A 14,689-nucleotide genomic window follows, 5' to 3' on the forward strand; every position below is an offset into this window, starting at 1 on the left:
AACTGAGCAGTCAAGCCGTCCCGGCCTGACTCACACTAACCGGCCTCCACGAAAGCCGGGGCGGTTCACAGCGGTGAGTAAAGACCTCGATAAGAAACGATCGCAAGCCTCTTAAGGATAAAAATAAAAATGAGTTTCCCAAACCTTAGTGACCTCGCCGCGACCACAATCGAGTTCCGTTCAAAGGACATCGCCGATAACGTCACACAACACAACGCCGCACTGCTGGCAATGAAGAAGTCCGGTGGCTGCACCACCTTTGACGGTGGTACGTTCATCAACGAAAACCTGTCGTTTGCCGAAAACGGTAACGGTGGTTCGTACAGTGGTTACGACACGCTGCCAACAGCAGCCGCAGACGTAATCTCCGCAGCACAATTCTCGTTCTCGCAGTACGCAGTCCCAGTGACCTTCTCAGGTCGCGAAACGCTCGTCAACAACGGCAAAGAAGCGCTGCTCGATCTGGTCGAAGCCCGCGTTAAAGTCGCCGAATCAACAATGTCGAACCTGCTGAACCGTCACTTCTACCTGGACGGTACAGGTAACAGCGGTAAGAACATCACCGGTCTGGGCGCAGCTATTCCGCTGGCAAACACCGTTGGTACTTACGGCGGCATCAGCCGCGCAACTAACACCTTCTGGCAGAACAAGAAGTACCAAGCTTCTGTCGATGGCTCGGGCGTTGCGACTACAGGTACTGCACTGATTTCGCAATGGAACCAGTTCTTGCTGAGCATGACCCGTGGCACTGACCGTCCAAAGATCATCCTGGCATCGCCAGCGATCTACGCACTGTACGAGTCCGGTCTGCAATCCATGCAGCGTATCTCAGATGCGACGATGGGTAACGCAGGCTTCCAGACGCTGCAATTCCAAGGCATTCCAGTTGTCTTCGACACAAACGCTTCGGGTATCGGCGCACAAACCGCGTACTTCCTGAACACCGACTTCATGAAATGGCGTTCCCACAAGGATCGCAACATGGTCGCTCTGGACGACAAGTCCGCAGTCAACCAAGACAGCACTGTCAAGACTTTGGTCTGGGCAGGTAACTTGACCATGTCGGGTCCGCAGTTCTCGGGTATCTACTCGAACACCTAATCAGTGACTTGATTACGAAAAGCTCCTTCGGGAGCTTTTCTGCGTTTGGGCGAAAGGTAAATAGGCGAGCAAGGCAATAACGCCCTGCAGCTTTGCCACCAGTTCGGTGAGCCGCGATAACAAGCGCAACTCGCACCGTTCACGGCAGGAGAAATAGATGGAATCCAACACCAACACCAGCAACATCAACCTTGACGTAGCGATTGCTAATCAAGGTGGCACACACCGCTTTGCAGACGACGAAGCACGCGGCATTCGTGATCCGCGAACAGGCCGCTTCATGCAGCATCAGGACATCGGCGAAGACACGAAACTCAACGTCAAGTTTAGCGCCGAGCCTGTGTTCTCTAAGCGCGAAACCTACTTCGCAGGCGGCGTCCCGAAGTACGTAGACATGGACTTCATCACGATTACTATTCCAGGCAACCGCGATCTGATCGTTCACACGCCAGTTACCGACTTCTACATCTGGCGCTTTCCGCAAGAGTACGAAGCGTACAAACGCGGCCAAGAAGCATCCGTTGTTGGCACGCCGTTGGAAATGTGGCCGGGTCTGCAACCGTCACAAGTAGCCGAGTTGAAGCATCAAGGCATTCGCACAGTCGAACAGCTTGCAACTTTGTCGGACACATCGAGCGGCGTACTGCGCGGCTTCTACGCAATGAAGCACAAGGCACAGCAGTTCCTCGACGACGCCAAGGATAAGACTGCAACCGCCTTTGTTCGTGCCCAGATGGAAGAGCAGAACGAACGCCATCAGGCAGAGCTGAAAGCCGTTGAAGAACGCTTCGCTGCAATGCTCGCGGAGGCAATGGCTACGAAGGACAGTAAGAAGAGCAAGCCAAGTGAAGGCGGCAGCGGCAGCTAAATAGAGCGTTAAGGAGACGACACAACAAACATGGCCCAGAAGACCCTTTTAAACATCGTTCAGCTAGTGACAAGTGAACTCGGATTTCCAACGCCCACAACCGTTGTGTCGTCTACCGACACAAACGTTCAGAAGCTGCTTGCTCTGGTACGTGCGACATGCGATGACCTGCTTCGTGAATACGACTGGCAAGCACTTCAAACAAGCTACTCGTTCACGACAACGAGCGGCGTCGAGGCATACCCCTTCCCTTCTGACGAAGAACGCTTTGTAAGCGGTACTTTCTTCGACCAGAACAGCCGTTGGCCGGTACAAGGCCCACTCACCGCAATCGAATGGGCACAGATCAAGGTATCGAACCTCGCAGCCAGCCCGTTTGAGCGTTACCGCATCTTCGGCGGCAAGTTGCACCTGTACCCAACCCCAGGCGCTACACCGTACACCTTCAACTACGAGTACGTCAGCAACGCTTACTGCACCAGCAACGGCGGCGTACCGCAAACAGAACTCCAACAAGACGGCGACATCATCCGCTTCGATCACCGTTGCGTGATCTACGGCGTCAAGCTCAAGTGGCTCGCGTCTGTGGGGATGGATACCACCGTCGCCCTGGTGGATTACGCTCGTGCTCTGGAATACGCGAAGGGAGCAGATACCCCAGCCCGCCGTTTGAACATTGCGGGTGGTGGCTCGGGCGTCACAATGCTCTCGACTGCGAACATTCCAGACACTGGCTTTGGGGGCGCTGCCTAATGTCCCGATCCTCGTTAAAGCCGCAGCAGCGCAGCGCGATCACAACCCGTATGCCCGCCCCCTACCAAGGCATCAACACGCTCGATCCCCTCGATGCGATGGAGCCGAGCTACGGCCTAAGCATCCAAAATTTCGTCGCGACCAATCAAGGCTTGGCCGTGCGCCAAGGCTACCGCAAGTGGGCAACTGGCTTGCCTGGCTCCTGCACAAGCTTGCTGACCTATCACTCACGTAACAGCGGGTACAACAAGCTGTTCGCGGTATCGGGAGGCGGTATCTACGATGTGACCAATGGCGGCGCTGTAGGCACCCCCGTTGTCTCGGGCCTAAGTACAGTCAATACCTACTGGCAGAGCGTCGTCCAGACCTACACGACCGCATCAAGCAGCATTCTCGTAACAGTCAACGGTGCTGACGCGCCGCGATTCTTCGACGGCTCCAGCTGGATCACAGGCACACAGGTAGCAAGCCCCGCGGGCGTCGGTCAGTTCGCCATCAACGACAACAACGGTACGACAGTCAGCATCAATAACTTCGTTGATGTCGTGCTGCACCAGCAGAGCCTTTGGTTCGTGGCTAACAACACGACTAAAGCGTACTACTGCGACATCGGTTCGGTGGGCGGAAAGCTTTACCCGTTCGACTTCGGTCCGTTCTTCCCTGGCGGCGGCAAGCTGTTCAAACTCGCCACATGGACAACGGACAGCGGCGGCTCAAGCGGTACGTCGGCGATGTTGGTCGCGCTTTCAGACAAGGGCGATGCCGCCGTATTCCAAGGCACGAATCCAAGCTCCGCGACGACCTGGAACCTGATGGGCACGTACAAGATCGGTTCGCCAGTTGGTCGACGTTGCACCACCAAGTACGGCGGCGATCTGCTCGTATTGACGCAAGACGGCCTGTACCCGATGAGCCGATACCTGCAAAGCGCACGCGTCGAGAACACTTCCGCGTTCACGTACAAGATCTCGCCAACGATCAGCAATCTCGTTGCTGCACTGTCAAACACCCCCGGCTTTGAAGCCGCCGTGTACCCAGGCGCGAATGTGATGCTGCTCAATGTCCCGCAAAGCGTCCAGAAGAACAATTTTCAGTTTTGCTTCGACACGATCACGAAAGGCTGGACGCAGTTCACTGGCTGGCCGGCGCAGTGCTACGGACTGTTCAACGACACGTTCTACTTCGGCGGTACTGACTTCGTTGCACTGGCCTTTATCGGCTACAAGGACGGCGCTGACATCAACGGCGCGGGTGGCGACAACATTGTCGCGACCGCGATGACAGCCTTCACGACGCTCGATAGCGCCTTCGGCGGCGCATTGGTCAAGCACGTAAAAATGGTCAAGCCCTTCATCGTAACGGGCAGCTCGGCCCCCAGCGTTCTTGTCGGCGTCAATACAGACTTCAACCTGACACCAATCGTCGGTAGCGCAACCCTTAACCCGGCAACTGGCGCTGTGTGGGATGTCGCCAGATGGGACGACCCGAACGCGACTTGGGTCGGCAGTCTCACGACAGTCAACCGATGGACTGGCGTTGCAGCTTATCCGGCTTCTTACGTCGCCGTCACGATTTCAGTCAGCGCCACAACCGAGACGCTTTGGAGCGCGACAGACTTGATGGTTGCACCGGGCGGCGCATTCGTATGACGAGTAAACGAGTGATCGTTACTGATCAACAGTATGCGCCAGTGTTCTTGAAGTGGATGCGTGACCGTATAGGTGGCGACATCGGCGAGTTCGACGCGAACGAGTGTCGAACAATCGCGCACGTCATGTTTCACGAGGGCCGCGATCCAGAAATCCTCGCAGTTGTCGCCATCAACAGATGGAGTCCATTCGCATGCGAAGGGAACATCGCAAGCGACGGCACACGACGCTGGTTCAGCAGGGATTTCGCGTTCACGGTCTACGACTTCGTATTCCGTCACGCTGCAAAGACACGTTTCAACTTCACTGTCTCAGTGGACAACGAAGCGGCCATCGGTATGCACGAAAAGCTAGGCCACAAGTACGTGGCTTGTCTTGAGGATGCATTCGGTGAGGACAACGATGCGTTTATCTACGGATTGACGCGCAAACAATGGTTGGCAGGCCCATGGTCGAAGCCATCAAAACAGGAGAAGTGAAATGGGCATGGGCACATCAGGAGCACCAGCAATACCAGAAGTACCGGGCGCACCAACAGCACCCGCAGCAACACCGGGCACACAAAAGCCGGGATCAGGACTGACCGATAACCAGATCAAGGCCATCACCATGTTGATGAGCAATCTGGGAAAAACCGGACAGAACTATCAAGGCATCGGCACACCGCAAGGACAAGGCCTGTACCCGCAGACCAGCACGCTGCAAGGCGGTACGTACTTCAACCCGAGCCAGCAACGCTAACTGGCAACACAACTCGACCAACGAGAGAAAGGAGCGCTATCGCTCGCTAAGTAGACGAAACATTTATTGAGGAAGGACGCGCAGATGTCCAAGGGATCAGCACCACCAGCACCGGATTACGTAGGTGCAGCAAAGGCAACAGCAGAAGGCAACCTGCAAAACTTGAATCAGCAAACGGCGGCAAACCGCCCGGACCAGTACACGCCATGGGGTTCGTCTACTTGGACGTCAACACCTGGAGCGGACGGAACTACGTCTTGGACGAACAACATCGTGTTGACGCCAGAGGAACAGCAAGCCCTCAACTCGCAGCAAAAAATTCAGCAAAATCAGTCGCAGCTTGCCCAGGCTATGCAAGGTCAGGTCGCAAGCCAAATGGCGAACGGCTTTACTGCTCCGTCGATGTCGTCGTACATGAACGGCGTCCCGTCGATCAATTCGAATTTCCAAGGCTTTAGCCCATCCGGCGTCGGTAGTGTAGATCAGTCGCACATCAATGCGAATGGCTATACCGGCCAGTATCAAGGCATTAACCAGAGCTTTAATTCGAGCGCTGGGCCACTGCAAACATCAGCCGCGGGCGCGCAAGTCAACACCGATCCAAACGCGTTCACAAGTGGGGCCGGTAGCGTAAACCTAAACGCACCGCAGTTCGATCAAGCGACCGCTGACGCTGGCACGCAAGCCGCGTACAAGGCATCGACTGGCCTGCTTACCGATCAGTGGGCGCAGGACACGAAGAACTTGGACTCACAATTGCGTATTCAAGGTCTTACACCTGGAACTGAAGCGTACAACAACGCCATGCAGAACACGCTGCGCGTTCAGGGACAGCAGAAAGACCAGCTTGCAAACCAAGCTGTCCTGACCGGTAATCAGCTCGCGAACACGAACTACGCGTCTGCACTGGCTGGCTACAGCGCCCGCAATGCAGCGCAGGGTCAAGCGTTTAACCAAGGCCTCAGCAGCTTTGGCGCGGCCAACACGGCAATCGGTCAGCAGTTCGGCCAGAACTTAAGCAACGCGCAGCTGAATAACTCGGCCAGCGCACAGCAGCAGGGCCAAGATCTGAACGCATTCAATGCGAACAACATGGCAGCTACGCAAAGCCTGCAAAACGGCTTGTCGCAGTACGCATCGGCTCTGCAAGGTCAGAGCGCCTACAACTCGGCAGCAGGGCAAGCATACAGCCAGGCACTCGGTTCATACGGCGTGAACCAGCAAGCCCAGTTGAACAGCAACGCGGCGCAACAGCAGTCCTACGCGCAAGCAATGCAACAGTACCAGACCGCGTATCAGGACGCGTACCAGAATTACCTGCAACCACTCAACAGCATGAACGCTGTCTTGACTGGTCAACAGGTGAACATGCCGCAGATGCCGGGTTTTACGGCCGCTGGCTATACGCCGGGTACGGACTACAGCAGCGCAGCAAGTTCGCTCGGTCAGTACAACTCTGGTGTGGCAGCGCAGAACGCAGCGAATTCAAGTTCGACAATGGGCACGATTGGTTCGCTGGCGATGGCGGCAGCGGTAGCTTACTGATGCACAGTCTCAGCTTTGATGAGGTCATGGACGCGCATACCAAGATCGCTCTCCAATTCAGCGGGGGGCGTGACAGCCTCGCGCTGTTGTTGGCGATGCGCCTGTATTGGGATCGCGTCACGGTGTACTACACGAACAGCGGTGACGCCTACCCGGAGACACAAGCGCTCGTTGATGCCGTAAGGGGCGTTGTGCCGCACTTCGTTGAGATTAAAGGCCGCGTTAAAGAGGTTCACGAACAAATGGGGTGGCCCAGCGATGTCATGCATCCAGGTACAGGCTTCGCATTTGCCAAGCAGGACATCGACGGCTACGTGCAGCTGATCGACAGACATAACTGCTGCTTTAACTCGATCATGTTACCGATGCACGAGCGCATGAAGGCTGATGGGATCACGCTTTTACTGCGCGGCCAACGTGACGAAGACACGACCAAGAGCCACGTAAAAAGCGGTGACATTATCGACGGCGTTCAACTAATGTTCCCGATTGCGCACTGGTCAACCGACCAAGTGAACAAGTACATCGCAAGCCAGGGGGTGCCGCTGCCGCCCTACTACGCCGCAGGGCTGACATCAGCGCCCGACTGTATGCGTTGTACAGCCTGGCTTGAACATGGCGCCAATAAATACCTTAAGCAGCATCACCCAGAAGTCGCTTCTGAGGTGAACAAGCGTTTGACAAAAATTAGAGTAGTCGTTGAGCCGTTTATTCGTCGTCTCAGCGAGGCACAGGAGACATTAAATGACAACTAACTGGTTCGGCGGCCCAACTTCGCCATCAGACCCAAGCACGTTTGACTACGAAACCGCCTTACAAAAGGTACAGCGTCAACGAGCCGCCGCGCAAGCCCTTCAACAAATGGGAATGCAGGGCAATCAAGGACAATTCATCAAAAACGGTGACTTTGTCGGCTTTGCCGGTGGTAATACGCTCGGTTCGACCATGGCTCGCCTAGCAGCCGGTTTGTTAAGCGCGAACACTTCCGAGAATGCGGATACAGCACAGAAGCAAGTCGGCCTGGATTCGCAAGCAGCGCTTAGCTGGGCGTTAGACCCTGCAAATTCGCCAGCCGGACAACGAGCAGCAGCGCAGCAGACACAACGCGAAGCCGATGCTGAACTGGCACGTGAAAGCTCACGTGCAACCAGCACGGTCCAAGCGGGCGATGTAATCGACCCGAACGCGCAGTTGACGGATACCGCAGTGCAAACGTTCCCTGTGCCCGCACCCGAAGTCGCCGCGCTACCAAAGCCGCAAGTGCCGCCAACGTCCCGCCGTATCGCTGAGAAAGTACTTGGTGCGGCTCCGGCCGCGCAGGCATCAGCACCTAGCTTGCGACCAAGAGCGGACGCAATTCCGGTCACTGGTGGCCCCAACAGCTTCGGCAGCGGTAACGACTTGACCCGCACTCTCGGCCCGAAAACGTCGCTACCGACAACGGCAACCGGACAGCTAAGCGCTGACGACGTGGCACTCGCTGCAAGGCTTTTGGGTGGCGCTCCCGCCCCTACTGCGAAAGCCTCTGGGACGCACCAGAACGCTCACCAAGCGACGCGCGCGGCACCATCAGCACCGGCACTGCCTCAAATTGCGCCAGCAAAACAAGCGCCGGCTTTGCCTACCCCACCTGCCGCGCCGGCGGCACCGACTCTCGAAAATCGAGCACGCGCTTTGGGTATTGACCCAACTGCACCGCGTGGCGAAGGCGATCCGTCGCTCGCACAGCAAGTTCAGGAAGTCGAGGCCACACAAAACTTGATGGCGCGGGGCATCAACCCCACGGGCGACCCGCGTTCAATGGTCGAGCAAGCTGCTTCGCAAGGCAACGCAACCGCGAGCTATGGCGATCAAATGGCGAACTTGCAGCAGATCGCACGCACAGGTCCGATGGGCCAACAACTTGCAAGCGCGATGATGCAGAGCCAGTTCAGCAAGGACTGGGGCGAAGTAAAGAACGCAGATGGTGCGACCGTTGGCGTCTACAACAAGCGTAACCCTAGCGAGCAGATGGGGTTCAAAGGTGTAGGCATGGGTAGCAAGTCTATCGAAACGATGAGCAATCTGGTCAAGAGTACTGACCCAGACAATCCTGAAGCAGTTGGCCGTCTAAACCAGACATTGGGCGCGATGGGCATCCCGCCAATGACTCCTGATCAGGTGCGCGGTATGGGGATGACTAACGACCAGCGTTTGACGGCGCACCATCACAGCGCAAATGCCGTTAGCTCGATTTCCAAAGCACGCGGCGAAGCGGTCGCACAGGTGGCCGACCTCGGCAAGATCAACAACGACTTGCAGTACGCGATGTCGATCGTCAATGACGCAGCCGGTAAATGGAGGGGCATAGGCGGCTCTATCGCGCAGTGGTTTGGCGGCGGTGAACAGCAGCAGATTCTGAACCGAATTATGAACGACAGCATGCTCATGAGCATCATGCAGGACAAAGGCGGATCAGGTACGGCGGGTGTTGGTTTGATGCAGGCTTACCAGCAACACGGTCTGAAAGCGACCATGCAACCTGAAGCCGTGCAACAAGGTCTGCAACAGATTCAAGCAGCAGTTCAACAGCGCTTCGCCGGTAAGCAAGCAGAGGTGGCGGCGCACGACTATTCGCTTAATCAGCTGGGCTATCAGCCTCAAGTGCCGACTCATCAAACAAGCGGTGGCGCAGCGCCTAACGGTCGTGCTCCCGGCAACTACAGTTTCTAAACATGGCCGACATTAACGACTTCATCAATCAGTACATGTCAGCGGCGGTGAAAGCCGCTTCTCAGCTCGGCACCGACCCGGTTCACGTTCTCGGCCAATGGGGACTTGAGACCGGCTGGGGCCGAAGCGTCATCCCAGGCACGAACAACCTCGGAAACATCAAGGCACTACCGGGTCAGTCCGGCACTGCCGCACGAGACAACCAATTAGGAACCACGGATCAGTACGCAAACTACAGCAGCCCCGAAGCTTCCGCACAGGCTTACGCTGACCTGCTATCCCGCTCGCGCTATCAAGGCACAGTGCAAAGCGGCGGCAATACTAACCAGTTCGTCGGCTCACTCGTCAACGGTGGCTATGCGCAGGACAAGCAGTACGCGGCTAAGCTGGCCGGAGCGATTTCTACAGTCCGTGCCGCTGGCTCGGTTCCGACGCTCGAAGACATGAAAAGCACCCTTGCTCAAGAGGTTGCAAGCGACTATGCAAAAGGCGTTGCACCAGCAGCCATCGTATCTGGTCTGCTCAATAGCAATCTCGCAGGGGCTGACGTAAAGGCGGCGCTTGCTAGCGGAAAGACTGCCGAGCAGATCGTAAACGTTGTCGGTGGTCAGGCACTCGCACACTTCAAGGCGACTGACCCAGGCGAAAAGGTCAAGGCGCAAGGCTTCTTCACGAACGTCGGACAAGGTGCAAGCAACGCAGTTGGCGACCTCGGCAACGGCGCTCGTCAGTTGGTCGACCGTGTAACTGGTGACGACGCAGGCCTCAAAGCTCGCCAAGCCGAACAGGCAGCGAAGGAAGCTGATCCATCACGACAAGCGCTCGGCCATACGGTAGGCGGTATGGTCGGTAGCGGTGGCGTTAAGGCGTTGCCATACTTAGCTGCTGCTGCTGTCGCACCAGAAGGCTTGTTGCCTATGTTGGTGATGGACGGTGCCGTAGGTGCAGCGCAGGGTGCATTGACCCCGACGACAAAGGACGGCCAGTTCGGACACAACATTCTGACTGAAGCCGCCTTCGGTGCTGCCGGTGCCGGTTTGGGCTACGGCGCCGGTAAAGGTGCAACAAGCATCGCGTCCAAGGTACTTGGTGGCGATACGGCGGCAACTGCGCGTTTGGCGGAAGCACAGGCGCAAGGTCTGCCCGCTAACGTCGCCAGCGTCAACGGCGCGAATGGGTTCTGGCGTAACGTCGCCGACTCGATGCCGGAAAACGGAAGTGTTATCTCCGCACAGGCACGCGCTGACCAAGCCGTCGCGACGAAGGTAGCCGAAGGGCTGGGACTCAAGAATTACGCGGGCGCTATCGACACCAACATGCTCAACAGCGCACGCCCAGCAATCAAGCAAGCGCTCGACGACGCGACTAATGTGATGGTCACGCTTCCTCAGTCGTTGAAGACCGACCTCCAAGGCTTGGTTAAGACCGGTACGAATCCGCTGACGGAAGGCATCGCTAATAACAGCACAGTTAATGCGGCGATAAAGAACCTTAACAAGGCCATCGACTCAGGTACTCCGGTTGCGGGCACCGATCTTCAAGGTCTCGCAAGTGAACTGAAAGGATTGTTGTACAGCCAAGGCTCATCACACAGCGAAAAGCAGATGGCGTCGAATGTCATCGATAAGATCAACGGTTCGCTGACTAGCAACATGACCGCTCAGCAAGCGCAAGCGTTCAAGATCGCGAACGAACACTACCGCAACTTGCTTGCTGTTCAGAAGATGGTTAAGGCCAGTAACGATACGGGCGTTGTGACACCACGCCAGATGCTGCAAGCCGCAAAGACAGGTTCGTTCAGTAACTCGTTCTTGAAGGGCGATGCGCCGTTTCAAGACCTGGCTGGAATGGCATCTGAACTGTACGGGCCATCAGCTGGTAAAGGACTTGGCGCGGTCATCGGTAAGGCAACTGGCGGTCACGGACTGGATGCGGCAGCGATGGTACTGCACCCAAGCCCAACAACGTTGCTGGGTGTAGGCGTCAAGTCGCTTGCATCGAGCTTGCTCGCGAAAGCGGCAACGTCCGAAAATCCGGCAATGATTCGTTTGCTTACCGGTGCAGGCGGCAAGCCCATGAGTCCGGTATTGGCTAGTGCAATCAGTCGCGCATTAGGCGGAAGCGGCGCAGCAGGAGCAGGATCGCTTTCACCTTGAACGTAAATAGAAGTCCAAAGCCCACATAACAATAAGAGGCGACTTTAATGTCTTACAACGGTAGCGGGACCTATGTCCCACCAGCAGGGCAACCTGTAGCAACTGGCACTGTAATCCAGTCCAGCACATTCAACACCTTGGTCACTGACATCGGGAACACGCTTAACAATGTGCTTCCACGCGACGGTCAAGCGTCTATGACCGGTCAGCTCAAGCTGATCGACGGGACCAGCAGCATCCCAGGTATTGCCTTCAACAGCGAAGCATCTACGGGCATTTTCCGGCCCACCGCAGGTAACTTAGCGCTCGTAGCGTCGGGCGTGGAAAGCTTGCGCGTCAACAGCGGCGGTCGCGTTCTGATCGGGACGAACGCCGATGATGGATCGAACAAGCTACAGATCAACGGTTCGACCAAGATCACCGGCTCGTTGAGTATGACCGGAGCATCTACGGCCGCTTCGTACACTGGCCCATTGACCGGCAACGTAACGGGTAATGTGACCGGCAACGTGACGGGCAACTTGACTGGTAACGTAACAGGCAACCTGACTGGTAACGTAACCGGTAACGCGAGTGGCACGGCAGCTAACGTGACCGGCGTTGTAGCAGTAGGAAATGGCGGTACCGGTGTGACGACGCTTACGGGTCTGGCTTACGGCAATGGCACTGGTGCTTTCACGGCCGCAACCGCTGCACAAGTGAACAACGTTATCGGTTACACGCCATACAACGCGACAAACCCAAGTGGGTATCAGACAGCAGCAAACGTCACCGCGTCGCTCGCTTCGTATCTCCCGCTGTGGGGCGGTGTAATGACTGGCGGGATTACACTTCCCAACCAAGTTGGTATTTCCGCCAAGGACTCTGGCGGAACCGGTCGCACCATGATGTTCATGGGCGGCGACAACAATAGCTACATCGTCACTGGTAACGGAGGCTATTTAAGAGTTGCTAATGAGTTCGGTACGGGTGTATGGAGTCTTGATACGAACGGCAACATGAGTATGTCTGGGCAGATCCTTGCCAAGCAAGGCACTGCCGCAGCACCAAGTATCACATTCCAAAGTGATGCATGGTCGGATACAGGCTTCTACCACATCAGCGACGGTGCGTTTGGTGTCAGTTGCAATAGCAATCCATTAGTACGCTATGAATCAGGAAAAGTTACGACAGTCGGACAGCTGGCTGTTACGGCTGGTTGGGGTGCCGGCTCGGCGCGTATTCTATTCCTCGGTAGCCAATCAAATGGAACTTCTCGCTTCGGATTAGTTCTTGACGGTAATGACCGTCCATCTATCTGGACATGGGATGCCAATGGAAATTGGTCGGGTGCTGTCGGTTTTTCCGCAGGCGGTATTCAGGCCGATGGTACGGTTAGTGGAGCCGTAGTTACCCAGACATCGGACGAACGCAAGAAAGAGAACTGGCAAGCTGTCGCACCAGACTTCTTGACCAAGCTCGTGAGCATCGAAAAGGTCGGGATGTTCGACTGGATCGAATCGAAAGAGACCAGCCTGGGTGTCGGAGCGCAGTCACTTGAAGCCTGCCTTCCCGCAGCAATTCACACCGACGAAAAAGGCGAGAAGACCGTCAACTACGGCGGCGCAGCAATGGTGTCGGTCGTTGAGCTGACGAAGCTCGTCTTCAAGCTCGAAGCGCGTATTGCCGAACTGGAGGCCGCATAATGGCTCTTCAAGGAAGCGGCACTATCTCACTAACCAATGTATTGAACGAGCTGCGAATCGCAAACCCTAACCGTAGCTCAGTGATCTCTTTAGGCGATGCCGACGTACTGGCATTAGCTGGTAAAGGTAGCCCACCAATCTCGCTAAGTAACTTGTATGGCCGGAGCGCGTACACACCGATGAGCGGTACGCTTTCCAATGTGTACATGACCGGCATGGCGGGCAATACCGGCGCGATGTACAACGAGACGGAGTCGCTCACTATCTCGCTGTCTGGCGGCGCGGCGCCTTACACCTTCGCATGGTCGAAAGTTTCGGGAAGTGGCTCAGTGGATGCTGTGAACAGCGCCTCAACAGTGGTGCGAATGCCTGTTCAACGCTTTGGAACAGCAGGCGACGCTAGTACCCAGGTTGTACAGTGCGTTGTAACCGACGCCAAGGGAAACACGTTGACAAGGCAATGCACCGTCACTATGACCCTGAACTAACACAATGAGACACTTTTTTATGCAATGGCTTACGCACCTGGTAACGGGTGCCGACAACGAAACGGTCGATGTCGCTCGTGTTCTCTGGATCGTGGGCGTTATCGCGTTCCTATGCTTCTCAGGCTACGAAGTCTACAAGACAGGCCACTTTGACATGGCGAACTTTTCGCTTGCCTACGGCGGGCTGCTTGCAGCTGGCGCAGCGGGTGTCAAGATCAAGGAGAGCGCTGAACCGCAGGCGAGGTAGCGTGGTCAGCAGTTGGATGGAAGATTGCAACGATGTCCTTCCAATTACCAATGGCAATGGAGAGTAACGTCGATGCGATAATGCTGTAGATCGCCCATCGTACAGTCGCTTTCACCCCGGATTGCCCCTCAAGCTGAACAGGCCGAATGATGTTTTTGTAAACTTCCTCGTAACGTTCTGCCACAGCAGCTACGCCGCGAAAGTGTTTTTCGATGGTTTCGATTTGACTAAGAAGAGGACGTAACATCTCATTCGCTTTGACCTTTGCCTTCGCATCGACAAGTTGCGCCTCTGCGTCCGAAATTTCGGATCGCAAACGATCTGGGTTGAAGGAAAGGATGTCCTTGATGCGACCGTCCATGCTTTCCAGATCGTCATCTGCCCGGCTTAGAAGGACAGTAAGACGCTCGGCTGTTTTCGGCGTGGTTCCGGCAAGAATAATCGGCTTGAAACCATCTTCGCCGATTTCTTCGTAATAAATACTGCCTTGCTGATTAAGCTCGTAAAGGTATCCTTCCAAAACGTTTCCGTTGGGGAAAATCTTTCCCAGCTCTTGAAAAAGCTCGTTCAACCTTTCGATGGATCCTTTCTCATCTGCGTATCGGATGAAAATCGCGAGAATTCTAGCTACTTGGATAGTTGTAAGTTTGCGCGCCATGTTTTTTGCAATAAGGTTCTCAATGTTTTCGTTAGTCTAACAAACTTTGAACCAAGCTACATAAATAGATGAAATTCAAGAAGCCA

General features: G+C 55.7%; 13 protein-coding genes. 12 read left to right on the forward strand and 1 reads right to left on the reverse strand.

Going from position 1 to position 14,689, the window contains the following annotated elements:
* The first annotated feature begins 129 nt into the window (after positions 1–129).
* The 12 genes from ACFPQ5_RS00005 to ACFPQ5_RS00060 all read left to right on the forward strand — a co-directional run bounded on the left by ACFPQ5_RS00005 (position 130) and on the right by ACFPQ5_RS00060 (position 13,698).
* A complete protein-coding gene (locus ACFPQ5_RS00005; protein WP_379750644.1) occupies positions 130–1,101 on the forward strand; it encodes a phage major capsid protein in 972 nt (323 codons plus the stop codon).
* 157 nt (positions 1,102–1,258) lie between these two features.
* Positions 1,259–1,969: a hypothetical protein gene (locus ACFPQ5_RS00010; protein WP_379750646.1), complete on the forward strand. Its 711-nt coding sequence runs from the start codon at positions 1,259–1,261 to the stop codon at positions 1,967–1,969.
* 30 nt (positions 1,970–1,999) lie between these two features.
* The gene (locus ACFPQ5_RS00015) at positions 2,000–2,722 is read left to right on the forward strand and encodes a phage adaptor protein (protein WP_379750648.1); all 723 of its coding nucleotides are present in this window, start codon (positions 2,000–2,002) and stop codon (positions 2,720–2,722) included.
* The gene (locus ACFPQ5_RS00020; protein ID WP_379750650.1) at positions 2,722–4,371 is read left to right on the forward strand and encodes a hypothetical protein; all 1,650 of its coding nucleotides are present in this window, start codon (positions 2,722–2,724) and stop codon (positions 4,369–4,371) included. Before ACFPQ5_RS00015 ends, ACFPQ5_RS00020 begins: the two co-directional genes overlap by 1 nt.
* An 11-nt stretch (positions 4,372–4,382) precedes the next feature.
* Positions 4,383–4,850, forward strand: a complete 468-nt coding sequence (locus ACFPQ5_RS00025; protein ID WP_379750652.1) for a GNAT family N-acetyltransferase — start codon at positions 4,383–4,385, stop codon at positions 4,848–4,850.
* 1 nt (position 4,851) lies between these two features.
* A complete protein-coding gene (locus ACFPQ5_RS00030; RefSeq protein ID WP_379750654.1) occupies positions 4,852–5,112 on the forward strand; it encodes a hypothetical protein in 261 nt (86 codons plus the stop codon).
* 84 nt (positions 5,113–5,196) lie between these two features.
* On the forward strand, positions 5,197–6,657 hold the full coding sequence (locus ACFPQ5_RS00035) for a hypothetical protein (protein ID WP_379750656.1): 1,461 nt from the start codon (positions 5,197–5,199) through the stop codon (positions 6,655–6,657).
* Positions 6,658–6,683: 26 nt separating this feature from the next.
* Positions 6,684–7,412 (forward strand): phosphoadenosine phosphosulfate reductase domain-containing protein, encoded by a 729-nt coding sequence (locus tag ACFPQ5_RS00040; RefSeq protein WP_379750658.1) that lies wholly within the window; start codon positions 6,684–6,686, stop codon positions 7,410–7,412.
* A complete protein-coding gene (locus ACFPQ5_RS00045) occupies positions 7,402–9,369 on the forward strand; it encodes a hypothetical protein (RefSeq protein ID WP_379750660.1) in 1,968 nt (655 codons plus the stop codon). The genes ACFPQ5_RS00040 and ACFPQ5_RS00045 overlap by 11 nt, the downstream gene beginning before the upstream one ends.
* A gap of 2 nt (positions 9,370–9,371) precedes the next feature.
* Positions 9,372–11,525 (forward strand): glucosaminidase domain-containing protein, encoded by a 2,154-nt coding sequence (locus ACFPQ5_RS00050; protein ID WP_379750662.1) that lies wholly within the window; start codon positions 9,372–9,374, stop codon positions 11,523–11,525.
* Between the two features lie 197 nt (positions 11,526–11,722).
* A complete protein-coding gene (locus ACFPQ5_RS00055) occupies positions 11,723–13,210 on the forward strand; it encodes a hypothetical protein (protein ID WP_379750664.1) in 1,488 nt (495 codons plus the stop codon).
* Positions 13,210–13,698, forward strand: coding sequence for a hypothetical protein (locus ACFPQ5_RS00060; protein ID WP_379750666.1), 489 nt, complete (start codon positions 13,210–13,212; stop codon positions 13,696–13,698). The genes ACFPQ5_RS00055 and ACFPQ5_RS00060 overlap by 1 nt, the downstream gene beginning before the upstream one ends.
* A gap of 215 nt (positions 13,699–13,913) precedes the next feature.
* On the opposite strand, the gene ACFPQ5_RS00065 is transcribed toward ACFPQ5_RS00060, so the two are convergent.
* Complete coding sequence (locus ACFPQ5_RS00065) at positions 13,914–14,603, reverse strand: hypothetical protein (protein WP_379750668.1); 690 nt, start codon at positions 14,601–14,603, stop codon at positions 13,914–13,916.
* Positions 14,604–14,689: the final 86 nt, after the last annotated feature.

The sequence above is a fragment of the Massilia suwonensis genome (genome assembly GCF_042655665.1).
In the GTDB taxonomy this organism is placed as follows: Bacteria; Pseudomonadota; Gammaproteobacteria; order Burkholderiales; family Burkholderiaceae_D; genus Telluria; species Telluria suwonensis.

Coding starts and splice junctions, on each gene's coding strand:
- ACFPQ5_RS00005 (WP_379750644.1), top strand. CDS start 130: ATGAGTTTCCCAAACCTTAGTGACCTCGCCGCGACCACAATCGAGTTC.
- ACFPQ5_RS00010 (WP_379750646.1), top strand. CDS start 1,259: ATGGAATCCAACACCAACACCAGCAACATCAACCTTGACGTAGCGATT.
- ACFPQ5_RS00015 (WP_379750648.1), top strand. CDS start 2,000: ATGGCCCAGAAGACCCTTTTAAACATCGTTCAGCTAGTGACAAGTGAA.
- ACFPQ5_RS00020 (WP_379750650.1), top strand. CDS start 2,722: ATGTCCCGATCCTCGTTAAAGCCGCAGCAGCGCAGCGCGATCACAACC.
- ACFPQ5_RS00030 (WP_379750654.1), top strand. CDS start 4,852: ATGGGCATGGGCACATCAGGAGCACCAGCAATACCAGAAGTACCGGGC.
- ACFPQ5_RS00035 (WP_379750656.1), top strand. CDS start 5,197: ATGTCCAAGGGATCAGCACCACCAGCACCGGATTACGTAGGTGCAGCA.
- ACFPQ5_RS00040 (WP_379750658.1), top strand. CDS start 6,684: ATGGACGCGCATACCAAGATCGCTCTCCAATTCAGCGGGGGGCGTGAC.
- ACFPQ5_RS00045 (WP_379750660.1), top strand. CDS start 7,402: ATGACAACTAACTGGTTCGGCGGCCCAACTTCGCCATCAGACCCAAGC.
- ACFPQ5_RS00050 (WP_379750662.1), top strand. CDS start 9,372: ATGGCCGACATTAACGACTTCATCAATCAGTACATGTCAGCGGCGGTG.
- ACFPQ5_RS00055 (WP_379750664.1), top strand. CDS start 11,723: ATGACCGGTCAGCTCAAGCTGATCGACGGGACCAGCAGCATCCCAGGT.
- ACFPQ5_RS00060 (WP_379750666.1), top strand. CDS start 13,210: ATGGCTCTTCAAGGAAGCGGCACTATCTCACTAACCAATGTATTGAAC.
- ACFPQ5_RS00065 (WP_379750668.1), bottom strand. CDS start 14,603: ATGGCGCGCAAACTTACAACTATCCAAGTAGCTAGAATTCTCGCGATT.